General features: G+C 37.0%; 10 protein-coding genes, 1 tRNA gene, 1 other RNA gene and 1 pseudogene. 3 read left to right on the forward strand and 10 right to left on the reverse strand.

Features of this window, described 5'->3' with window-relative positions:
- Positions 1-69: 69 nt before the first annotated feature.
- Complete coding sequence (locus tag IPP32_08615; GenBank protein MBL0048140.1) at positions 70-1,911, reverse strand: hypothetical protein; 1,842 nt, start codon at positions 1,909-1,911, stop codon at positions 70-72.
- Between the two features lie 140 nt (positions 1,912-2,051).
- On the opposite strand from IPP32_08615, the gene IPP32_08620 reads away from it, so the two are divergent.
- Together IPP32_08620 and bshA are read left to right on the forward strand one after the other, a co-directional pair.
- Positions 2,052-2,138 (forward strand) — tRNA-Ser (locus IPP32_08620).
- A gap of 113 nt (positions 2,139-2,251) precedes the next feature.
- On the forward strand, positions 2,252-3,388 hold the full coding sequence (gene bshA, locus IPP32_08625; GenBank protein ID MBL0048141.1) for an N-acetyl-alpha-D-glucosaminyl L-malate synthase BshA: 1,137 nt from the start codon (positions 2,252-2,254) through the stop codon (positions 3,386-3,388).
- 395 nt (positions 3,389-3,783) lie between these two features.
- Here the strand turns inward: bshA and IPP32_08630 are convergent, their stop codons facing one another.
- The 5 genes from IPP32_08630 to IPP32_08650 form a co-directional block, all read right to left on the reverse strand.
- Complete coding sequence (locus IPP32_08630) at positions 3,784-4,122, reverse strand: translation initiation factor (GenBank protein ID MBL0048142.1); 339 nt, start codon at positions 4,120-4,122, stop codon at positions 3,784-3,786.
- An 11-nt stretch (positions 4,123-4,133) separates the two neighbouring features.
- Positions 4,134-5,006: a diacylglycerol kinase family lipid kinase gene (locus IPP32_08635; GenBank protein ID MBL0048143.1), complete on the reverse strand. Its 873-nt coding sequence runs from the start codon at positions 5,004-5,006 to the stop codon at positions 4,134-4,136.
- A 1-nt stretch (position 5,007) separates the two neighbouring features.
- Positions 5,008-6,903, reverse strand: a complete 1,896-nt coding sequence (locus IPP32_08640) for a sulfatase-like hydrolase/transferase (GenBank protein MBL0048144.1) — start codon at positions 6,901-6,903, stop codon at positions 5,008-5,010.
- Positions 6,904-6,917: 14 nt separating this feature from the next.
- Positions 6,918-8,132: an alanine dehydrogenase gene (locus IPP32_08645; protein MBL0048145.1), complete on the reverse strand. Its 1,215-nt coding sequence runs from the start codon at positions 8,130-8,132 to the stop codon at positions 6,918-6,920.
- An 82-nt stretch (positions 8,133-8,214) separates the two neighbouring features.
- Positions 8,215-10,062 carry a gliding motility-associated C-terminal domain-containing protein gene (locus tag IPP32_08650; protein MBL0048146.1) on the reverse strand — a complete coding sequence of 616 codons (1,848 nt, stop codon included), beginning with the start codon at positions 10,060-10,062 and terminating at the stop codon, positions 8,215-8,217.
- Positions 10,063-10,214: 152 nt separating this feature from the next.
- Here IPP32_08650 and ssrA point away from each other — a divergent pair.
- Positions 10,215-10,582, forward strand: a transfer-messenger RNA (tmRNA) gene (gene ssrA, locus IPP32_08655).
- A gap of 1,054 nt (positions 10,583-11,636) precedes the next feature.
- Here ssrA and IPP32_08660 read toward each other — a convergent pair.
- From IPP32_08660 to IPP32_08675, 4 genes and pseudogenes are all read right to left on the reverse strand, one after another.
- Positions 11,637-12,107, reverse strand: a pseudogene (locus tag IPP32_08660) (recombinase family protein).
- A gap of 200 nt (positions 12,108-12,307) precedes the next feature.
- Positions 12,308-13,318, reverse strand: a complete 1,011-nt coding sequence (locus tag IPP32_08665) for a hypothetical protein (GenBank protein ID MBL0048147.1) — start codon at positions 13,316-13,318, stop codon at positions 12,308-12,310.
- Positions 13,319-13,604: 286 nt separating this feature from the next.
- Positions 13,605-23,645: a T9SS type A sorting domain-containing protein gene (locus IPP32_08670; GenBank protein ID MBL0048148.1), complete on the reverse strand. Its 10,041-nt coding sequence runs from the start codon at positions 23,643-23,645 to the stop codon at positions 13,605-13,607.
- Positions 23,642-25,267, reverse strand: coding sequence for a T9SS type A sorting domain-containing protein (locus IPP32_08675; GenBank protein ID MBL0048149.1), 1,626 nt, complete (start codon positions 25,265-25,267; stop codon positions 23,642-23,644). Before IPP32_08675 ends, IPP32_08670 begins: the two co-directional genes overlap by 4 nt.
- Positions 25,268-25,671: the final 404 nt, after the last annotated feature.

Consider the following 25,671-nt stretch of genomic DNA (forward strand, 5'->3'; position numbering starts at 1 on the left):
TATAAGAATTATGCGTTTAGTGTTTCTCTATGGCAAATTGTGCAATGCAATAAATCGTGTTTTAAAAAATTAATTTGTTCGCACTAGCAAATTATTTAGCATCACACCCGGTCGTTCAAAAAACATATTGGCATTGTTGAAGCGTTTGTGAATCACATTTTTTCGTTGCGCTGAATATAAAAAAACATAAGGCTGCTCTTCATAAATTATGCGTTGAAGTCGCTTTACCATTGGAATTCTCAATGCATCGTTTAAGGTAACTTTTATAGAATCAATAAGCGCATCGCTGGCTGCGTTTCCAAATCCAGTATAGTTGCTGCCTTGTGAAATCCAGGAACTGCTGTGCCAGGTTTGTGTGAAATCATCCGGGAAACAGCTGCCGCTCCAGGCACCTAACATGGCATCAAAATCGTGCTTTTGGGCTTTTTCATAAAACACGGCAAAGTCGAGGCCTTGCGGATTTGCTTTCACACCAGCTTTATACATAGCTTCTGTAATTATTGTCACAATATCCTTTATAAACGAGGGGCCCGACATATAATTCAGGTTAAAGCTTAACTGTACTTTTTCACCATCAATTAGTTTATCGCGAATGTTATCGCCGTCTGAGTCCTTCCATCCGGCTTCGTCTAATAATTTTTTAGCCTGCTCTACATCAAAGGGGATAATTGCCAAATTTGAATTGTATTCAGCTCTCTTAGCAGGTACAATGTTACTGGCCATGCGTTTTGCTTTTCCTTTAAATACAAGCGAAATAAATTGATCAACAGGAGTGAGGTAGGCCAATGCTTTACGCACTTTTTGATCGGTAAAATATTTTTTGTGATTTACTCCATCGGGTTTCATGTTAAATCCCATGTAGGTATAATCAAAAGAATCAGTAAAGCGAGAATAATAATTGCGGTTAAAATTTGAATCTTCTTGCAAGGCAAGTAGGGTCTTAGTTGCAAGCCAGGTGGAGGCGTCCATACTTTGATTTTTAAATTCAAGTATTTGGGCATTTTCATCTTGATTTAATTTGAAAATGATTTTATCGGGATATGCGTTTTCATAAGGTGATTGGCCAGATAATTTTTGTGTCCAATGGTTTTTCTTTTTAGTTAAACTAAGTGTTTGTCCATTTTCCCAAGCGCTGATTTGGTAAGGCCCCAATCCAACTAACTTATCAGAAGAATGCCCGTATTGTGCCTCATTAAATTCATTTGCCCAGGCAGTTAGTTCAGGCTGTTTATCCGCTTTAAAAGTGCTATCAGCCAATTGAAGAAAGGTATATTTATTCAGTACATTTTTCGGGTCGAAATAGCTGCGCTGCAAAATGGGGATTTCTGTTAGGAAAACGAGATTTTGTATGTAACGTTTCTTCATTTCAATGCTAAATTTCCTTGCATTTGAGGCATCCGGCACTATATTTTTCATGTTTTCCAAATAGGATTTGGCAGCAGGATTGTTGGTTAAAGCACAGACATTGGCTTTAAATGTAAATAGCACATCCTCAACAGTAACCTGCTTTCCATTGTCCCAGCAGGGCTCATCACGCAGTTCGTAGGTAAAATGTAGTTCATCATCTGAAATTATTGGCATTGTTTTAACTAAATCCGGACGAATACCAAGGTTAATTATATCGCTCGCCAATAACTTTTTTTGCGTGTAATTATTGATGAACGCCCTTCCGGAGGAGTTACCATTGGTGGGATGCATATCGTCGGGCAAGGAGGTGCAATGAAAAACCACGGTATTTTCTTTCGACCAATCCGCCTGAAAAGGCATATTATCGCTATTTTTAATAAAATTACCCGAGTCGCCTAATTGTGCATCAGCACTGCCATTGCCCGAATGTCCGGCATCTGAGCAGGCAATCAACAGCACAGTTAGTAATGCTAAAACGTAAGAAATTAAGGTTTTAAAATGCATACAGTATAATTGGCTTGTATATGCACAAATATAATATTCCCAACTGATTTGTATTTGCTGTAATGACAAGGAATTAGAAATGAAAAAATAATTAATTTGCACAAAGCTTACAATTTTCTATTTTTGCACACCCAAAATTTGGTGAGGTGCCTGAGAGGCCGAAAGGAACAGTTTGCTAAACTGTCGTACGGGTAACTGTACCGAGGGTTCGAATCCCTCCCTCACCGCTGAATAGTTGAACAGATCCGCTTTAGGCGGATTTTGTTTTTTTTAAGGTAGCCATACTTTGTTTTATTTCTATTCAGAAGATTACCTTTGGTAAATAATTGTGCATTAATTTATGAAAATCGGAATTGTGTGTTACCCCACCTTTGGCGGTAGCGGAGTAGTGGCCACAGAGCTTGGTATTGAGCTGGCCAACAAAGGTCATCAGATTCATTTTATTTCGTACAGTCAACCGGTGCGGCTTGATTTTGTTTCGGAGAATATATTTTATCATGAAGTGGCGGTTTCCGATTATCCTTTATTTGATTACCAGCCTTACGAACTGGTGCTTTCGAGCAAACTGGTGGATGTAGTGAAATACGAGAAGTTGGATTTATTGCACGTGCATTATGCCATTCCACATGCATCAGCAGCGTACATGGCAAAGCAAATATTGGCATCTCAAGGCATACATATTCCATTTATTACAACACTTCACGGTACCGATATTACCTTGGTTGGACGGGATGCCTCCTTTGAACCGGTAATTACTTTTGCCATCAATCAATCCGATGCGGTTACCTCTGTATCGGAGAGTTTAAAGGCCGATACCTTTAAACATTTTGCAGTAACCCGCGAAATTGAGGTGATTCCAAATTTTGTAAAAATATCGGATTACGAAAAGCATAGCTCCGACTGCAGTCACGAACTCTTTGCTCCTAAAGGCGAGAAGGTGGTCATGCACATTTCGAATTTTAGGAAAGTAAAGCGGGTTGAGGATGTGTTGCATGTGTTTGATAAATTGAGAAAGGTAATTCCTGCAAAATTAATTATGGTGGGAGATGGCCCTGAGCGTGCTAATATTGAAAGAATGAGCAGGGAATTAGATTCCTTTAACGATATACGGATGATGGGGAAAGTTACGGATCCCATTCAAATTTTATCACGAGCAGATTTGTTTTTATTGCCTTCTGAAACCGAAAGTTTTGGATTGGCTGCTTTAGAAGCAATGGCGAGTAAAGTTCCCGTGATTTCGAGTAATACCGGTGGTTTGCCCGAAGTGAATGTGAATGGGTATTCGGGTTATTTGTGCGATGTGGGTGATGTGGATGCCATGGTGCAGCATGCTATTTCTATTTTGAAAGATGAGAAGGTGCTTGCACAATTTAAGCACAATGCTTTTGAACAGGCTAAGAAGTTTGATATTGCAGCCATTTTGCCGCTTTATGAAGCGCTTTATGACCGGGTTTTAAAGAAAGCGCATGCGCATTAGTTCGCTTTCAACTGATTGTTATAGGCATTAATTTTATTTGCTGAAAGCTATTGTTGACAGTACTTTCAAGGAGCATTTCTTACTTTTTACTTGATAAAAAAGTAAGCAAAAAATCAAGTCTGATGAGCAATTGGCTAAAATTTAAATTCATTTTTTCACGCAACCCAAGCGCTCGACATATTCTGTAAAAGGAAAATATTTAATTTGCTCGCTCGAGGATTGCTTACACAGGGCCCGCGCTTAAAAATGAATTTAAATTTCTTAACGCCAATTTCTCATAGGCCGGTCCTTTTCGATTTTAAAGCAATTTGAAAATTGGATAGCCTATAAAAATATTCATCCTTTTAAAGAAGGAGGTGGAATATAGCTAGGTGTGCGGAATTTATTTATGATAGTTAGCCACCAATCTTTTTTACTTTGTAACCATCTTTGGTGAGCAGTTCTAAAATTTTATCGCGAAAATCGCCTTGGATTAAAATTTCTCCTTCCTTTGCAGTTCCACCCACTCCGCATTTTGTTTTAAGTTTTTTACCAAGTTCATTTAAATCGTCTGAACTCCCAATAAAACCGGTAATTAGCGTAACTGATTTTCCTGCTCTTTGCTTTTTATCAAGTTGAATTCTTAAGTTTTGTTGCTGCGGCGGAAGGGTGTTTTGTTCAGCAGCTTCATCCGATTGATACTTAAAATTAGGGTTGGTGGAATACACCACGTTGATGCGTTCTTTGTTTTTCATAAGCCAAAATTTTAGGGCACTAACACAGCCAAAGATAAGGGTAAAACTTCAAAAGTAATTTCTGAATCAGTTTCAATTGCCTCTCCATCTAAGTGGATTTTTCCGGAAGGTGCCACAACTTTTATTTTTGACGATGAATAGTGATGATAGTAACTTGAGTCTTTCAAACTTTTATTAAATAAGCGAAAAGCTGCGCTTGGCAAGAGGTAGAAAGGTATTTTTTTTAACAGAACAAGCTCTATTTTTCCATCCTGTATATTCGACAGCGGCGAAATAGTGGCATTGTTTCCATATTGGGATGCATTGGCAACACTAAAAATAAATGCTTTCTCAATGTGATTTTTATTGTTTATTTCGAACGAAAAAGATTGTTCTTTGGATTGAAAATAATGGTTAAAAATAATTTTCACGTAGCTCATAAGCCCTCTCTTGCCATAGTCAGCAAAAAGATGTGCTACTTGCGCATCAAAGCCTAGGCCTGCTATATTAACAAAAATATTTTCGTTTGCCTTTACTGAATCTGAAAGTATAAAATTTCCATTACGTATTACTTCCAACGATTTTGTAATGTCCATCGGTATTCCCAGATGCCGCGCAAAACCGTTACCTGAGCCGCAAGGAACAATTCCGAGTTTTACGCCACTGTGAATTAATCCGCAACTCACTTCATTCACCGAACCATCCCCACCAATGGCTACAACGGTATCGTACTTTTCGAGCACAGCGTTACGGCTTAGTGTGGTAGCATGTTTGGCGTGTGTGGTGTATTTTATTTCTACCTCAAAATCGTGCGAGCTGAATAGTTTCGCAATAAGCGGCTCGACCACTTTTTGTTTGCCAATTCCGGAAATAGGATTTATGATGAAGCAAATTTTTTTCCGCATTTTACTTTGCTGATTTAGCAGTCATTTGATTGTGAATGAGTGCCGCATTAAAATGTTGTAAATAAGCTTTCAAGTGCTTCTCTTGCTCCATTTGCGCGATATTGTCCGGTGTGCTGATATTGTTCTGCAACAGGCTATCCATACTTAAATCGTAATATGCATTGGTTTTTTCACCATCAAAATGAAGTGCATGTTTTGCATGAATGTACTGATAAATTCCATTCAGGTAATTGATGTTGAAATGATTTTGTACCGTGTCAAACACACTGTTCCCATATGAAAAATAAGATTCGTTATAATTAAGCGCAGCTAATACACTCGGTAGAATATCTATTTGTTGGGTTATTTCATTTGACTTTCCAGTCATAGAGTTATCAGCTTTGTAAAACAAAATTGGAATGGAATAACTTCCGATTTTACCTTGGTAATATGGAGTTTCAGCTAAAGAAGTGTGGTCGGCAGTAATCACAAAAAGTGTATTCTTAAACCAATCCATTCGACTGGCGAGTGCAAAAAATTGAGCTAATGCATAATCGGTATATCCAATGCTGGCGTGAATTTCGAGTGTCCCCTTGGGGAATTTATTTTTATACTTTTCAGGAATTGGATAAGGATGATGGGAGGAAAGCGAAAAAATGGCACTGCAAAAAGGCTGATCCGTTTTTTGCAATTGTTGCGCAAAGTAGCGAAAGTAAGGCTCGTCGTAAATCCCCCAATTGCCATCAAAATCGGCTTCATTAGTATAATCACTTCGGCTGTAATAATTCGCGAATCCTGCTAGTTTGGCAAAGGCATCAAAACCCATTGTTCCCTTATTGCCGCCATGATAAAAAGAAGTGGTGTATCCTTTTCGCTGCAAAAGAGCACCTAGTCCATCGATTTGATTGGAACCGTAAACAGAGGTGAGATAAGGATTTTCCATTAAAGAGGGAACACCTGCAAGCACTGCAGGTATGCCTTCAATGGATTTTTTACCGTTGGCGAAAGCATTTTCACATACAAATGAATGTGCTGCCAATGAATCTAAAAAAGGAGTATAGCCCTTACCATTATTAAAATAACCAATGTACTCTTTCGAAAAACTTTCGAGAATGATTATAACTACATTTTGCTTTTTAAATTCTTTTGCATTTGCAGGATGTATGAAAGGAGCCAGCTTCTCGATTTCATCCTTTTTAAAATAGGTATATTCTACTAAATAATCCGAATTAATAGATTTTATGACAGCGAATGGAGTGTTCACTACTAAAGGAATATTGCGTGCATCGGTATATTCGGCGGCATTAATTATGCGCAAGGGTTTAACTTGAATTCCGCCTCGAATGCCAATCAATACTAATGGCGCAACAATTATTAAGGTAATTGTTTCTCCCAAAAAATTAATCCATCTATTCATTTTTAGCGGCGCAGCTTCTGTTCTTTTTGGGAAAAATTTATAGAGCAAAAACACCATTCCTATCCAAATAAGCAAAATGTACCAATAATCTATAAGATACTGTGGCAAAAGGTTTCCGACATCGTCGCGTATAAAAAACAATTCGGCAGTGGTGCGCTTTAAAGTAAATTTAAAGTAAGAAAAATCAATACAATTCAGCAACAAGCCAAGTGCATTGCTAAGGGCAAAAAAATGTTTCAAAAATTGCTGATAGTGTTTGTTCGCTTTATTTATCAGCGGAAGCAAAACAAATAAGCAAAAAACTGCATTAATCATCAGCAATACTGATAAGTCATAACGCAATCCTGCCAAAAAAATCAGGCAAAGCTCGCCAACAGAAAGGTGAGAAAAGTAGGAGAAATTGAATCCATAAAATAAAAAACGACACAAACTGTATAAAAGCATCCCAAGCAATAGGCTTTTAAGCAGCTGTTTTAGCGATGAAAGGGATGAATTCATCATGGTGTGCGTGTGAATTAATTCATCGATTTTTCGAAAGCGTAATCCGACAAGTATTCAAAGCGTGGCATTAATTTACCCTGGTTAGCAATCGTAGCGCGCTCAATTATCTTTGCATCATCTGTAATAATAAGTGCGGGAAGCACTTTGTCAATTAATTCTTTTCCAAAATCTTCGGATGCATTGCGTGGTAATTCGCAGGGTAAATTATCCACAGCCATTACCGTAATTGTATTGTTATTAAAGGGATCTCCTTCTGTTTCGGTAAGCGGATTATAACCGTAGAACTTATCCTCAATGGTGCTGGCATGCGTTGTAGAAGGAATTGAACCATTAATATCGCAGGTAACATCTGCAATAACACTAATTCTGAAATCGCGCGAACGCATATCCTTTTTAGTAAATAATACCGGTGCAGCCGGAGCCCAGTAGGAGCAATGAATTAATAAATCGCAATGCTTGGTATATTTTGTAAAAGTGCCTCTGAACTTTTCAGGATGCTTATAAAACTGTTCGGTATTCCAGGCTGAACCATCAATGGGCTCGTTGTAATTGTTCGAATGCAGTTGAACATAAGTAGGCTCGCGGAATGAATAATGCGTAAACTCAAAAGGCGTAATGCGGCGAATTTGCAAGGCACCCAGCATTTCAATTGCACCATTAGCAACGCGACCATTGCCCGTTACCACAATTTTAATGTTAGGCAAGCGCACTTTATCGTACTCGGCTTTTAGTTCTTCTCTATCGTGACACAAGTGAGCCGGTTTTAAATCAAACAAGTTGTATTTTTTCCCATAACCTAAAATACCGTTGTAAGTACCTACAATTCCTGCATAATGACCAAATCCTATAATGCGATTATGCTCTTCATCGGTGAGGCATTCATAATCGATTAATTTAACTTTATTTTTAATTGCGGTCTGCAGCAGCTTTTGATTGTGAGCTTGCTTCTTAATGGTATGTGAAAAAAATAAATATGTTTTTTCTGGAATCAAAAATTGGGGTGGTACTTCTTTAATACCAATTAAAATATCGCATTCACTCACATCTTCCTGCAAGGTAATACCAAGTCGATTGTACTCCTCATTACTGTAGGAGCGAAAGTCGCTTGGTTGAACAAATAGTTTAATATTTTTAAAAATGGATTCTATGTACACGCATTGATCGGGTGTAAAGGGTACACGTTTATCGTGCGGGATTTTTTCTTCTCGAAGTATTCCTATCTTAATCATGAAATTTTAGGCAATTTTTATAACGGGCGCAAAGATAGCAGAAATGGGCTAGGGGGCAAATTATGCTTTGCTGAGATTAATGTTAACGATACAAAGTTATAGTACCCTTTTTACGCGCTCTTTCGCCGCTCAGGAAAAAGCCATCAATGGTATACACATAAACACCTTCGGGAGCCGGAAAACCGCCCACTTTACCATCCCAGTTGCCACTAAGTGTATCCCAGCGCTTTGCCAGTTGGCCCCAGCGATCGTAGATGCTCACCACCGCACTTTTGAGGCAACCTTTTGGAATATAAAAAGTATCGTTTTTTAAATCGTTGTTCGGGGTAAAAGAGTTTGGAACAAAAAGTGAATTTTCGCTAAAGGCGATTTTAAGCGGAAGAATTTTGGTATCGCTGCATCCGGTATTTTTTGCTGTAAGCTGTAGGTTAAAGATATTTTGGGAAGTGTAGGTGTGAATAGGTGTCACATCCGAAGATAATTCACCATCTCCAAAATCCCAAAAATAGCTGAGTGAATTGGTGGAATTGTTTGTAAAGGAAAGAGAATAAGAATTACAACTAGAATCAAGCGGAGCCACAGTAAAATCAGCCACAGGGGAGGTGTTTACATCAATTTTTACCGAGGCAGTTGCTACACAATTACCATTCGATGCCGTCAAAATAAACTCAGTTGTTACCAATGGTGAAACTTGCGGTGTTGCTTGATTGGAGGTAAATCCGGCAGGTAAACTGGTCCATCCAAAAACTGCTGCTCCACCGGGATTACCATTAAGGGTATAGCTTTGCCCTTCGCATATTGCATCATCTGTACCTGCACTGGGAACCGGAGTTGCGCCCACGTAGACCGTAGCTGTATCTGATTTTTTACAACCGTTTAACTCCGAGGTAAAAATATAGGCAGTGGTATCGGTTGGATTCACTGTATTGTTGAGCGTTGAGGAACTAAATCCAGGAGGAACACTGGACCAGGAAAATGCACTTCCATCGCCGTTGTTTGCGTTTAAATTAGCAGTTTGTCCGGAACAAATAACCGCGTCCAATCCGGCATTGTAGCCAGTCGGGAAGGGTTTTGGAGTAACTTTTAAGGTATCGGTGTATTCGCACACTTCCTGAAAAAAGATATCGTCTAAGGCAAAATCATTTCCGGAGCCGGTGGTGTTTTGATTCACAATGCAAATGGATGCGCTGGTGTTTGCGCCCGAATTCCATGTAGCCGCAAACAATGCCCAAGGTGCAGGTAAATTGCTGGATGCAGGCAATGGTTGTGGGGGCGGAGTGAAGGTGTTTTGAGTAGTAGAACCATTTAAAAACAAGGGAACCCCATTTATTGAAAACTGTAATACGGCCAATTCAGCGGTAAGCGTGCCTTTACAGGTTGCCACCCAAGTTGAAAAGTTATAATTTAAATTCGGTGTAACCGGAATTGTTTGGCACCAAACCGAGGTATTTGGATTTTGAGAACCATTCACCACCATCATGTTGCCCGTGCCGGTTGTAGTATGGTTTCCGAAAGAAGGAAAATTGGTATGCGCAATACTGGCATTGGTAGTTACCAAATAAGTACCGGCTGCTGATATTGGGCCAAAACTACCGCCTGTTCCCACAATGTAGCCACTAGTAAATCCGTTATTTCCGGAAGAAAAATTTCCATTTGTAACTTTATTGGTTCCCTTTCGGGTGACTTTGCAGTAGTAATTGCCATAGGCGTTTACGTTTCGCGTGGCAGTTGTAGTAGAGTTATCCCACAAATACGTTTGCGTAAATCCGGTGGCTGCTGCAGGTACAATTAAACTAAAATTAATTGGAACGCCTTGACAAATGGCGGTATCGTTGCCGAGAGAATAGGGGCAGGTTTGCGCAAATCCAAAAGAGCAAAGAACAAGAAGGGCGAAACTGAATAGCGCACTTTTAGTGAACTTATATTTCATTTGGGGTGTATACTTATTTTGGTTTTGCTTACAATATTACGGACAATTTTTCAGAATTAAAACTTAGGTATTACTTATGCCTAGTGCGCTTTAGCGATTTGATTAGGAAGAAAAATTAATCCGCCAAAATTCCGTATCTTTGCACCACCAATGGGGTCGTCAGGTTTCGACAGCGAGTGCGATTGGTGAGTAAGCATACCGAGTGTTGTGAATATGGCTCGAAAATCCTAATTCTCAAAATCTATAAATGGCGAGTCTAACTACGCCCTTGCTGCTTAATACTAGGTATTAACCAACAATGTTGCCCGGGAAGCTTCGCTTCACAGCGTTCCGGTAGCAGCATCACAAATGTGAAGCTGGTTTTTGCATGCTTCGATGCAGGAACGAGATAAAGAAGATAAGCAAGAGGTTGGTGTGTGAGTTTGCCTGCTTTTTGACGAAAATTAAAAATTCACTAAGTATGTAGAAGGCTTATTGATTCCTTGTTTGGACGAGGGTTCGATTCCCTCCGACTCCACTAGACCGGACAACTCAAATATTTCAGAGAGTTGTTCGGTTTTTCTTTTTGTGGAAGCCTTGCCATTATTGAGGGATAGAAGTACAGCTTGATTTAATCTTGGAGTTCGACTTTTCTTTTCGCCAAATATGATTTTTTCAGGGAAAATCGAACTCACTATTTTCTGTTTTCCTTCTAAGTTCGCTTTGTCATAAAGGTTATCGAGATTTGAGAGGATTGAATGACATTGTTTTATTCGCTCTTTTGTTTCTTTGGAAATAGTATCCAATTCTTTTGTTTCTGATTCAAGTTGCTCCAATTCTGAAGCATATCTATTCCTCATTTCAATATAAACTTCATAAGAAATTTTGTTATCGGCTAACATATCTTGCGTATTTATCAGACGGGATTTTAATTCATCAATTCTTTCTTTTTTGACTGTTTGATTCTTTTCAATCGGTTTTAAATTCTTTAACCTTTTATCACATAATGCTGAATAAAGTTCATCAAAACTACCTTCAAACTTTAGAAGTTTCAAAATATCTTTTACATGCGTATTTGCTTTTTCAGAGGGAACTCGAATAGAATGACAGTGATTGCAGTGATAATAAAAATGCCTTTTACCTGTCTTACTTTTCGAAGCGCTCCCTGTGACATGCTCTCCGCAGCGAGCGCAAAGTAAATTTCCTCTAAGCGGTAACTCTTCTCTTTTAGTTGTAAAGAAAGCCTTGTTGAGATTTCTTTGTTTTGACTTCAATAAATCCTGAACTTTATAGTACAAGTCCTCAGAAACAATTGCTTCATGAACTCCATTCACAAGGGTAAATAATTCTTCACCTTCAGCTGGCACCGCAATTTTTCCCATGTAAATTGGATTACGTAATAAGCTTGATAATGTTGATTTATTGGTATTTAAGCCCTTCATTCTTAATGTACTGATTATCTCAACTTGTGGGGTGCCATATAAAACATACTCAAATGCCTTTTTTACAAGTGGGGCAGTTTTTATTGAAGGTGTAATTAAAGGCTTGTTGTTAGCATCACGAGAGTTAATATATCCAACAGGTGCAATTCGTGACCATCTTCCTGCTTTTAATGCAGCTCTCACTCCACCTCTTATTTTTATTGATCTTCGGTCATTGTCAATTTCAGGAAGTGTGAGAAATATCGCAAGCATAGCTTTGTTTTCCGGGATAGACATATCTATAGGTTGCTCTATTGCTTGAGAAGTAATACCATAACTCTCTAACCTTCTCAACATGATAAGTGAGTCCGTCACATTTCTTGAGAACCTATCCCACGAAGTAAATAGTAAACAATCTACTTTACCCTTGTTCTTGCTTAGAAAGTTTAAAAACTTAGTAAACTCAGGTCTTTTGAAATCCTTTGCTGAGTGGTCTTCACGAAAAGTATATACTATCTCAATACCATACCTCTCACAGTACTTGCGTAATGCTTCATCTTGGATATCCAATGAATATCCTTTTACCTGTTCATCGCTACTTACTCTGCACATTAGAGCGGCACGTTTTAGTTTAGTTATCATCATAGTAAAATGTTTTAATAGCTACTTCTGCAAGAGTATCAAGTATCTTGCACAGTTCTATAATTTCCTCATCTGAAACATTCTGGTATTCTTCACTTAATAATTTTCTGCATTCATCAATTGGCAACATTTAAATTTGTAAACTACCATGGAGCTCTTTCGGAGGTCTTAGGCTTATTTATTATTGAGCTGAGTCCATCAGGTCATAATACTTTTTTCACTTTATTTTCGATATAGGCGTGTTTGTCATTTCTATATGTGATTGAAATTTTTTGATAATCTTTTAACCCTAATATTTTTCTGAGTTCTTTTAGTTTTTCTTCTTTCAAATCTTCTTCCTTAACTATTTCGAGAATTAATTGTCCTTTGTCTTTTTTTATGATAATTTCCTTAAAATCGTTTTTCCTAACACATTCAAGTAAAGCCATCTCTTCTTTATTTATGATACCAAAATCGCTCGAATGTTTCAAATTTGATTCATCCTCAAAATAGCCTATCATTAGCTGCTTTAAAGGAATCTTAATATGTGGAAGTGTAGTTAATTCATCAATTATATATTTAGGTAAATGATTTGCATTTTTGCCTTCAACGGTAATAATCAATTCTGTTTTGGTTATGATTTTCTCCTTTTGGGTTGGCTTTTTAGTTGATTTTACTGCTTGAACTTCGCTTTTTTTGGAAAAAATTAAAATTGAAATATCATCCTTATTCACATAAATTTCCTTGATTAATCCGCCAAACATAGTACCGAAAATCTTATGACTTTGCGGCATCGTAGAGAATGCTTTTCTAGTTTGTATTAGGATATCGCGGTTTTCTTTTCTTACAAAAGAAAAATTCCTAAAAAATTCAAGAAACGAAGGGGAGTCTAAATTCTCTAAAATTCCCTTCAAAGGATCAACAAGAAGGCTTTCTTTTATTTTTTTTATTTCGCTTAATCCGATTCCTAAATCTCGTAAAGTCTGAATAAATTTTACCCATAAATACTCTATTAAATTCAATCTAACCCATTTTCTTGATTCTGAATCATCGCTGGCTAATTCGGGGATAAGTCCTTTTTCCTTCCAATGGAAAAAGGTTCTTGGAGAAACATCTGTTTTTCCAAGTGGGATTATAGCATGAAAAGCTTTAGGAAAAATGGTGAGCAATTCGGCTGATAGTTCGCTATCAGTCCTGCTTTTAAAGTAATTTTGAATTTCTTCAGGTGTGTACATTTTGTATTTTATATTACGCAAATGTAATAAAATAATTAAATATTCACATTTTGTAATAAAAAAGTGCGATAAGTAAATTCCGATGAAGGTAAGTTTTTTAGTGTTTGATTGTAAGTTATGTGTAACATCTCATTTATTCAATCGAAGAGGCAGGTTCCTATCAATAATAGTTTTATCAAAATTTTCAATGAAAACTGCGTTTAAAAAAATTCTTAAACAATTTTTACTTTTTGAAATTTGCGCTACTTCAATTCAATTTGCTTTTTGATTATCAATTACTATTAATTTAATCCACAACAAACTTCCTCTGAAGCCGCTCGCCATTTACTTCTCCCATAATTACATATAGTCCGGGAGGAAGCTTTACATCTGGCTTTATTACAAATTGAGTTTCCTCCTTTGTAACAATTTTTGCATGATAGACACTTTTACCCAATGCATTAAAAATTGATAAATCAACTTTTTGATTGCTTTCTTTTAAGCCATCAAATTCCACCGAAAACTCATTTAAATAGCTATTGGGATTTGGAAAGACATTCATAGATAAGATTGAAAGTTTCGATTCCTCAAAAAGCAAGGAATCAAGGTATCTAGAATAATTTGAGTTTGTTGTGATGCTACAAGAATCTCCATAAGCTTCCCATTGGCCTGCATAATATCTAACCTGCACATAATAGGTTTTATTGGCAAGTATGGTACTTCCTGATTGATTGGCTTGTGACAGATGAAAATCAGTTAAAGCGTTATTCCTATAGACCTCATGTGAACGATATCCATTGCTGTAATCTCCTGAAACCTTGTATTGATAATTGCTTGCTCCATAAATTGAATTCCAATGCAAACTGGTTGCACCGGAACTGATTGAAATATTACAATCCGAAGTTTGTAATTTAGTTGTTGGTGCGGTTGGAGTTGTCAGAGTGCAGCTTGATCCATAAGGGAGCCATTCACCACCAACATAAGCAGCCGCTTCAATTGTGTATACCGTTCCATATTTAACGCCGCCCGGTGAACCCGAAGTTGGGATTAAAGTCAATCGGAAATCAGTATTTGAGTTAGAAGTTGCAATGGTGTTATCGTATCCGCTTGCTGTAATATGGTAACGGTATATCGAAGCCGAACTTATTGGTGTAATAGAAAAGACATCGTTTAAGGTGGTTAAATTAGTATTGCAATAAGTGGATGTTAAGGAAGTTGTTGGTTTTCCTGAAACGTGAACAACACAAGTTTGTCCATAAGTGCCCCATTCACCCGGTCTGCTTCCATAAGTAGAGTTTGTACTTCCAACAAGTCCACGCACTTGCACATTGTAATAATAATCGTACCTCACTTTTGGGCTAATGGTGGTCATGTCCAATCGTAATTCACCTACTGCGTTGAAAGTGGTTGATGTGGTGTCATAGACATAGCTATTAGTAGTGTCATTTTCAATAATTTTGTATTGGTATTTGCTTGCGCCCGGAATGGTTGTTACTCCTATTAAATCATGTTGATCCGTTACTGTGTATGCACAATATCCCGGAGTTGATGGATTGTCGGCTAACTTATTTTGCGGAAAAGCTGAAAGTGTTACCGGACAAGAAACACCGAATGGACTCCATACATTGTTTTTCTTGAAAGAAGCAGATACATTATAGGTATAGCCATATATAACTCCGGGTGCTTTACTAATAATATCAAAACTTGTTGCTGAATTAAAGGTTCCATGTGTATAATTATAGCCAGATTGCCCTCCAGTCCCTACAAACTTGTATTGATAATTTGTAGCGCCTGTAACAGCTGTTACATTTATTGTATTACTTGAGCTTAGAGTTGTATTGCAAGAACCCGATGTAAGAGCTGTTACTTGCATTTCCTTAACTTCGATATCATCAATATAAAGACTGCCTTGATTATGTGGGCTTGTTGCTCTAAAGCCAAAGTAAATTTGTCCGGTACTTGTTGCTAAAAAATCGGTAGCTGAATCCTTATGATAGGTAGTGCTGTTCGCCATACCATTAAATCCGGGTGTAGCACCAGTCATAGTGCTGGCATCAGCTGAACTTACTCCAAAATAAACCGAAAAATATTCCATAGTTGTACCGCTTGCTATTCTGTCATACCAAGTAACCCGATATGCCTTACCGGCTGTTACATTAATTGGTGGCGAAAAAAACCAATCATCCAAATTTGTAGTGTTGTCAGGGTTTTTATCAATACGCATGTGGTTACTTCCCGTGCGAGGTGCTGTGGTACTTGTATACCAAGAGCTTGTACCCAAACCGTCATAATTTTCCACTAATGTTCCACAAGGTAATGCAGGTGTGGTAACACTTTCTGCTCCTAATGTAATTGTTGTAGTTAGAGTAGGGGATACAGCCTGAGAAGCGCCTGATGTAAAAGAGTTGGTGCTACAAGCGCTATACACAGAATCGTGATAATCATAGGGTACAATTTGGTAGTAATAAGTTGTTGTTGGGCTTAAAACAGGTAATGCGAAAGTACTTGTATAACCTATGTCCTGCATATAAAGAACATAATTCGGTGTTCCGGTTCCAGTCCATAAAGTAACCTGATAACCTGCTGCACAACCAGATGCTGTCCAGCTTAAACTTGTAGCTGTAACACAACTTGTATTATTGGCGGTAACTGTTGGGCAACTGGGCGCTGTAGTAAGGCTGTCTTCAGTATAAGAAGCATAAGAACTATTACCCAAAGTATCCATCACAGAGCAGGTAATTGTGCCACCCGTTGAAATTGTACTTCCCCAATTTACATCAATAGTGTTGGAACTTTGGGTGAAGCTTGCCCCACTTGGTACAGTCCATGTATATGTTACACTGGCACTTGCCGGAACGCTATACTGCTTAATGCGGTCACAAACAGAATTTGCAGAATCTGCAATTATGCTATCCAGTGGGGTTTTATAGCAATCATCACCTTCAATAAATACCTGATTGGTAAAATAGGAAAGGAGCATTCTTGATGATGGTGTAGCTGGCCCTCCTGTACTGTAACACTCAGCGGCAATAGGCCCAAGGTCGCTTACCATATCAGCTAGCCATGTACTATCAGTTGCAAGGGTGTTATCAATGCGGTATGCAAGATAATAATTGTTGTATTTTTTTAAATTGACTTCAATGTGGTTTTGAGTGCTAATGCTTTGGTTATCCGATTCTGCTTGCGACCAATTAGTAGCATCTATTGCTTCATCAATAGCATAGAACTTACCAATATTTGTATTTTGCAAGGAATCAAGAAAATTGCCCAATATTGTATCGCTTGGGTTAAGTGTGCTATCTTTCATTAGCATATTGTATGCGATGCCTGCATAAAGCCATTTTGTTTCTGGTGCTAATACAGTATAATCAATTAATCCTTCAGCTAGCATTCTAAGCAGAACAATATCCTCAGATGTTAATATTTTTGACACTCCAATGGATGTTCCTGTGCTATTGCACGTTGCATTGCTGTTTGCACTTGCAGTTGAATACGAATAACCAGCATATCCATAAACAGCATTTGGTTTATAAGGGCTAGCAGTTGAGTTCAGGTAAATATCCAGTGATTGAGTGCTCAGACACTGAATGTCAAGACGTCCTCCAGAATTGTTCCATTGATTATCTGCCGAATTTGTAATACTTCCAACACTATTGGCTTGAGCGTTAGGGTAAATGTTTAAACCAATTTTGTAATCTGATAGAACATTTTTATGCACCACACCATCTGCTCTTCCACTAGAATAACCATTTAGTGCTATACACGTACCGATAGAAGAAATGGTATTGCAATCAATTTTAGCGCGATTTGAATTACTAAGATAGATTCCAATCATATTAAGAAAATTATGTGAGCTACTGCGTATACTGGAATTATCCGTTATTTTGACGTCCATACAACGTTGGACAAAAATTCCAGACTGTATTGCAGTCCCGCCTGAATTTTTACGAATTAGGATATCTGTATTTCCTCTGATGCTGAAATCTTGTGTAGCACCAAAATTTTCTGCCCTTATCCCATTCCAAACATTGGTAATTGTATTGCTTTCAATATAAATGGTAGAGGATGTAACATCATAGTTCTGTGGACCCAATAGTGAAATAGCTGAATAGCAATCTTCTGTTCCTACGCTAGTGCTGATATTATTATGGCTAAAATTACAAGTCACATGCTTTGCTTCACTTTGCACCCATTCAATACCTTTGTAAATATTACTTATAGTATTGGTGCTGCAATCGTAATTACTTATACCTGAGTTGGTGAATTTTATTCCCATACGACCATTATAGTTTGTGGCAGAATAGGAACCCACTCCAGCGGTTTTAGTAATTAAGTTTTTGACAACAATAGCATTTTCAAACGCATTAATTAATGTTCCGATTCCACAATCGGTGAAGGTGTTTTTTTCATTTGTCGCATATCCACCAACTTTAATACTATAGTGGTTTGGTAAACTTCCATCTTGAGATGCCCACACACCAATCCCTCTTGATACAGGTGGTTTGTCATATCCTTCCATTTCTTGAAACTTGTTGTTCACCACTTCCACATTACTGTTTTTTATTCTTACGCCATAGTCATGGTTATCAAACACGTTCCCTCCATTGGCATAGGAATAACTTTCATCTCCAATTTTTAAATTATAAAGTGGGGTAGTGCCTTTGCCAATATTCTCAACATCAATTCCAACATAGCCTTTCCTTGTGGATTTCGTATAGTGGCTTAGATTGATTGAATTATTTGTGCTTTTCAAATCGTCAATAGTGGGGCTCCCAGTAAGCGAGCGTGCAGTAAATACTGAATTTCTGACATAACCATCAACCAAGCTGTTTATACCCGTACCATGTATAAAAACAGCAGTATTGTTATTATTAAAAATAGAGGAGATGATAGAATAGGATGAAGTTTTATTGCAATATACCGCAGTATAGGCATCATCGATTCTTGAATCATTAATTTCAATTCTTGCACCATCTTCCAAAACTATTCCATCCCATAAATCACTGCTGCAAGCATGGAGATAAGAAGAGTTATTTATTTTAAGAGTGCAACCTGATGCTACTAATATTTTTGAACCTTTGCTTATGGAAACATTGGCTCCATCAAATTCTACAATTGTTGGAGTGTTACCTGTTTTTGATATATTAAGAGTTCCGTTTAAATTGATTGTACCGGTAATCGAACTTACAGGTGAGCTTGTATAGTTTTTATTATTCAAGTCAGCAGTTGTAGGGCTTGAGCAACAGCCTTTTACTGAAAAGTTTGTTGTTGCGTTTTGACCGCAGGCATTTGTTACTGTGCAGCTTATAGTGCCTCCAGTTGTTGCAGCAGTACCCCAATTTGTAATTGTTATTGTGTTTCCAGATTGTGTCTTAGTAACACCAGTGGGAACTGTCCATGAACTGGTAAATTCGCTACTACTATAATTAGAAACAGTTGCTGTATATAAATTGTTATTTATCTCACATGTAATGTCTGATCCTGTTGTGATTAAAGGAACTAGTCCAACTATAACTTTTTTAGAAACCGACGTTCCTTTACAACCATTTCCGTCTGTCACCATTACTGTATAATTTCCTGGTGATGTTGGAGAATACGATGATGAAGTCGTAGACGAAAATAAATTTGTTGAGCTTCCACTTAATCTCCATTCATGATTTGAATACAAACTTGTGCTTAGTAGATTATTGCATGGAGAGTCAGGGGTTCGAATAATATTAGGAACAGGATTAACATTTTGAGAATATATTGATAAATCAACATCAATTTGATTTGTTATTCCAGAACTGTTTTTATAAGGTATATTTAAAGTGTAATTTCCGGTAGACAAATTTCCTATTGTAAAACTACCACTTGTAATTAACGTTGTGCTTAAAGAAGTATTTGGACCACTCAGCGAATAAGTATTAATATTAATAAAATCTGAAGGAATATTACTTATAGAAATGCTTCCGTTTCCTGAATTAGAGCAAGTTGCATTTACTGTACTTAAAAAAACATTTTCAAAATGCCCACTTCCAACAATTACTGCAACCGGGATCGAATTAGAGGTACTCTCTTCAAAACAGTCATTAAATGGAGCGTCTGATAGTACAGCATAAATTCCATCCATTGATCCACATCCAATACTTGGTAGCTGAAAGGAAGCATTTTGAGCCGCTGGAAGAGTTCCTAATAAAGTTGCTGTAGTACCTAAATTTGAATATATAAAAAAATTGTACCCAGCTACTGTTGGACAATCAAGACAAGAGATATCTATACTATTTGTAAGACTCCCCTCACATGGAATTTCACCTAATGAGTTTGTTATTGAGGCGTTTATATTGATTTGAGGAGTTAAAATATTATAATTAATTGTTTGTGTAGCAATATTTGAACAGGTTGTAGTAGGATCCGTATAAGTGTATGTTATCGGGTATGATGATGTTCCAATCAATGGCGTTAATTCATAATTTGAGATATTTAAAGACACACTTGTTCCTGAATATGCCCCACCAACAGGAGCTCCCCCATTTAAAACTAAAGGATTACTGCTTTCACAAAATGGTGATGGAACACTTTGGGATATTGAAACCGTGGGTAAATCATTAATTAGGACATTTTGCTGAGCGCTATTGTCACAAGTCCCATCATAATATAAATAAACTACATTATGAGTTCCTACTGTAAGTGAGGCGGGATCTATGGAGGTAGCATTGTTCCCATCAATACTAAAAGTCCCACCTGTAGGAGAGCCACCTAAGGTTAACGCAGCTGCATTTTTACAATATTCATTAGCAAGCCCTGCAATTGAAACTATTGGAAGGGCATTAATTTGAACAGTCTTGGTAGCTGAATTGCTACATGTCCCATCATTGTATAAATAATCTACATTATGGTTTCCTGTTGAAAGAGAAGAGGGGTCAAAGAAGGTAGCACTGTTCCCATCAATTGTAAAAGTTCCACCAGAAGGAGAACCTGCTAAGGTAAAGACACTTGCATTTTTACAATATGAATTAGAAAGCCCAGTGATTGAAACTACTGGAAGCTCATTAATTTGTACAGTTTTGGAAGCTGTATTACTGCATGTTCCATCATTGTATGAATAAACAATATTATGGTTTCCGGTTGTAAGGGTAGAGGGGTCTAGGGAGCTAGAATTGTTTCCATCAATTGTAAAAGTTCCACCAGAAGGAGAACCTGCTAAGGTAAAGACACTTGCATTTTTACAATATGAATTAGAAAGCCCTGTGATTGAAACTACTGGAAGATCATTAATTTGCACAGTTTGGGAAACTGTATTACTGCATGTTCCATCATTGTATGAATAAACTATATTATGGTTTCCTGTTGTAAGATTAGAGGGGTCTAGGGAGTTGGAACTATTTCCATCAATTGTAAAAGATCCACCGGAAGGAGAACCTATTAGGGTAACAGGAGTTGCATTTTTACAATATTCATTAATAAGTCCTGTAATCGAAACTAAAGGAATATCATTAATTTGTACAGTCTTGGTAGCAGTATTACTGCATGTTCCGTCATTGTATGAATAAACTACTATATGAGTTCCTGATGTAAGAAAAGCTGGATCTAAGGAGGTAGCATTATTCCCATCAATTGTAAAAGTTCCACCTGCTGGATTACCTGTTAAGGTAACAATAGCTGAATTTTTACAATACACATTAGAAAGCCCTGCAATTGAAACAAAGGGAATTGAATTAACTGTTATCGTAAGGCTTGAGATATTTTCACACCCATCAGCATCAGTTCCTGTTACAGAATAATTTTGAGTTGTAAAAATTGGAAACGATACACCATCTATAACACCATTACTCCAAGAATAGGTATCTCCTCCAGTACCGTTTAATGTAATACTTTGCCCTGAACATACTGTCGATGCGGGAGAAATAGTTGAGCCTATTGATGGAGGTGTTAATGCAGTAACAACAACATTTTTATCTTTAAAGCAACCATTTGAATTCGTAATTCGACATGTGTAGGTTCCCGGAGGTAAGTTGGTTGCTGTCGCATTTGTTTGAGGTGGAGTGGTATTCCATGAGTATGTATATGGAGCACCTACAAATGTTCCATTTGTTGCAATAACTGTAGCTGAACTTTGGGGAGGAGTGAGGCATCCAATAGTGGATGCACTACTTGTTTGAAATTTCAAATAAGTAAAAGTTGATTTTGTAGAGCAACCGTTATCGGTTACAATTACAGAATATTCCGCATCATTCAAAACTGATATTGAATTACTTGCAGTTCCTTCAAACCATTTATAAGTTTCTGTACCAGATGCTGGTGTAACCCCTGCAGTTAAAATAGCTTCACATTTATGATTGGCCAAAGTTGAAGGTGCAGATGTAATAGTAACTACTGGTTTAGCTTTTACAGTTACTGTCAAATTATTGGACTGTCCTGCACAGCCTGTTCCTCCAATTTGACAATAATATGTATTCACTCCAGGGGTGGTAATACTTAAATATTGGCTTGTTTCACCACTCAGAAAACCCGAACTATTATACCATTGATATGTTCCTGAAGTGTTTGAATTTGCCTTTAAAATGACCGCGCCCCCTTCACAAACAGAAGTTCCTTGACCGCTGGGGCTTATCATTTCTACCGTTTGCGTTGAAACTACATTGACAGGTGATTGATAAATATAGTCTGCGGAAAATGTACCATTGAATTCATAATCCAAAGAGAGTTCAGCTGTGTAATTTCCGACTGCTAAGTTGCAACCTCCGCCATTGAGATCCACAAATAAATTATTGGTATATGTTCCTGTTCCAGTAGCTGAAGAGGAATTGTCCATCGTAAAAACCGGGAGTCCAGTTGAATTATTAACAACCTTGAATTGCCATGAGATCCCTGATTCTAAAGGGCCCTGATAAGTAAAAGCAACTGGAGTTAATGCTCCGGTACTACAAACTGGGCTATTACTGTTAAAAATTCTTGCGTTATCTAAAATACCAACCATATACTCAGAGGCAAACCATTGAAAGCCACCTGGCCGGATAATTATTTTGGGATTGCTAAAATTATCCAATAAAAAGCCATCATAGAAACACTTTTCTGCTCTAAAAATATTTCTTTCAACTAATGGGATATTGGGGTAAGTTAAATCTGGGATATAAACGCCATCACCAGGGAAAGTCAGATTTTTAAACCAATACCCAAAATAATTTCCTCCACTATTCGGATTAAGAGCTTTTGAACCCGCACTGAAAAGTGGATGGTATTCACTTGGTTTAGTTAATGGGTCGTTTTGATTGTTAAATAACAAAAGCCTCTCATCATAATAGTCATGCGGCCTATATTGTTTATATGATTTTTCTGGATTGGGGTTGTAATAAGCAGCGAAGTTTCTATTCGATACTTGTACAGTTGTGCTGATTGGATCTTGATTAGTAAGGTAATTAACAATACTTTGAGCAAAATCATTTACGTTATCAGCATTATTGGGTTCGCATTGATGCGTAGTTGAATTATAAGTGTAGCCATTAACATCATTATGTGCGTCCAAGTTCCCAAGGTAAACCTCTACATATAATTGACGTGCATGGGAGTCATTGTATGTTTCTCTTATAGCATTTATAGCAGTAAGTAAGTTTTGGAGTTTCGAATATAAAAAATCCTTACTTTCTAAGATAGCGCAGCTGCCATCTTGAACATTGTTATTCCAAAATTCTAATTCAATTACATAAGCATCAATTTGATCGGCAGGACAAGTTATTGAAGAAGTTTGTGAACTTACATTTTCTAAGGTATTTGTTGCACGTACAAAAAATTTCAGATATTCAGATAACCCGAAATCAGGATCCGTTGGCACATATGTGTTCTCTAATAGTGGTACTATCGATGAAAAAGAAGTTCTTTCGGCAGGATCACTTATAATAATAGGAGGCGTTGATGGGCGGGAAGCAACATTTGAAAAAAACGTTGCACTTGAACCAGCTACCCCAATTCGGGAAATCCCGTAAGTTGAACGGGCCCTAGCAAGAAAGTTGCAATACCTAGTACTAACTGTTTCTGTAGCTGATGTAGCAGGATTAATTATGCCATTCATGTTGCCTATTACATCGTCAACATCATAAAGGACGATATGCGTAATATGGTTTTGCTTACAATAATTAAGTAATGCATCTTCGTTTGCTACAACTCCTAAAATAGAGTTATTTCTGTCCACACCCAAAGAACTATTAATCCAGTTGAAAAAGTTATTAACGTACAATCCTCTTCCAGGATCAGCTGATGAAACTGTTAATTGCGCGTTAGTGATTTTTGATGCTAGCAAGAACAATAAAATAAAAATCTTGAGATTGAACTGGGGTTTCATTTTCAAGATGGGCAGATTTTTAGTTTTCATGGTTGGGTCGTTTTAATTATTTTTTTAATTATTGATTGATTTGTTGTTAGAATTTTAAGGAAATAAATTCCAGATGGATAATCTGAGAGGTCAATAGCAAACTCACTTTCATTTTGTGTTTTAGATTCTAATAATAATTTACTTCTGGAGTCGAATAATTTAAACCAGAAGGATTCAGAAGAACTTAGTTGCAAATTTAATTTATCAGAAACAGGGTTTGGGTAGGCATAAACTAAGGTAGATTCATAATTTTTGGGGTAACCCAATGCATGTGATGTATCAGTAATGGATGCCATCCAAATATCATTAAATCCACCATAAAAAGATGTAATATCCCCTCCACTTGACAAGGGATGCCCCGTAAAGAAAAAAGTTTTTGAATCATAAGAAACAACAGAATTAGGCAAAAGCATTGAACCATTATTACCGGATTGCCTTGACCAAAGAATAGTTCCAGAAGAATCAATTTTAAAGATCCAAATTCCTCTATAACCAATTAATCCAGCTAAATCTCCATCGAGACTAGCACCTGATGAAGTAATAACAATATTATTATCAATCGTTTGAGTCATAGTATAGCTATACTCAAAACCAGATCCTCCGTAACATTTCTTCCAAATAAAATTACCTAATGAATCGAGTTTCAGAACCCAAACATCTTCGTTTCCCGGCGTGCTATGATTTCCAACAACATCACCGTCAAATGAGCGTGTATATCCAGAAACATAGATTGCATTACTATTTAACTCCAAAACTTTATATGCAAAATCGCTTCCAGTTCCCCCATAGATTTTTTGCCAAATTAATGTTCCAAGGGTGTCAATTTTAAAAATCCAGTAATCATCAGTTCCATGGTTGACAGAGAAAGCAGAATCAGTTGACGAAGTATACCCAGCACATACGAAATTACCATCACTTGTACGTACAATAGAATTCACATATTCTCCTGAACTGCCACCATATTGCTTGCTCCAAATAATATTACCCAAGGAGTCGGTACGTGTGATCCATCCATCAAAGCCGCCATGGTTATTTGTTGGAATTCCGTCAATAGTATCTGAAGATGATGCCCCGCAAATAATAAATCCTCTGTCAGGCATCTCAATAAAATCAAGCCCTCCTTCAACTCCTTTGCCTCCGATACATTTTTGGTTAATAATTGAATTAAATTTAATTCTTACCAACCATGCGTCTGCTCCACCATGATTGCCACTTACATCCCCATCATTGGAGGTTGTCTGACCAAGATATAGTTTATTATAACCATTACCAACTTTTAGATACTTGCCTTTTTTAAACTCGTCAAAACCGCTACCACCATATTGCCAGCAAGAACTATAAAAACCATTAGTATTAAAATTTAATGCCAGTGCCTGATTACCAAGTACTGGTAATCCGCATATATTTCCATCATCAGAGGCAGATTTTCCAATTACAAATAAAGGGCAGTTTGAAACACAATAATATTCTGATGAATCTGGAATAACTATATCATTTGCAATTTCATCATGGCTGCCTCCAATTGGTTGACCCCAATTAAATATTGGAGTTTGTGAAAAACCAGATAAGTTGTATAAAATTAGGTATAAATTGGTGTAAAAAAGAAGCCGTTTTTTAATCATAACATAATTGTTTAATTAGCAATTTGCAATGTTTAATTTGGTATACGATTAATAATTAAAAATTTGAAGTTAATTCTGTTTGAGGGTTTTCTTTAAATAAAAAAAGCGCAATAGACCAAAGTATATAACTGAAATGAGACCTTTAAATGTGCGAAGTATTAAATATTGAATATTTGGTACTTCTAAATAAACTCAATAATGTGCCCTACTTTTACTTTGTAAAAAAATGAAAATCAATTCAGTTTTTGGAAAATAAATTAATTTGATTTTTGTATGATATATATTGTGAGTGTAATGTAATATATTTAATTTGAATTTCCCATCCGTATTTTTACGGATTTTTCAATTATTTTCAAAACCTCTACAAGTCAATAGGAGTATAGTTCTTGTGGATATTTTGGCAA

The sequence above is a fragment of the Bacteroidota bacterium genome (assembly GCA_016721765.1).
Taxonomy (GTDB): domain Bacteria; phylum Bacteroidota; class Bacteroidia; order UBA4408; family UBA4408; genus UBA4408.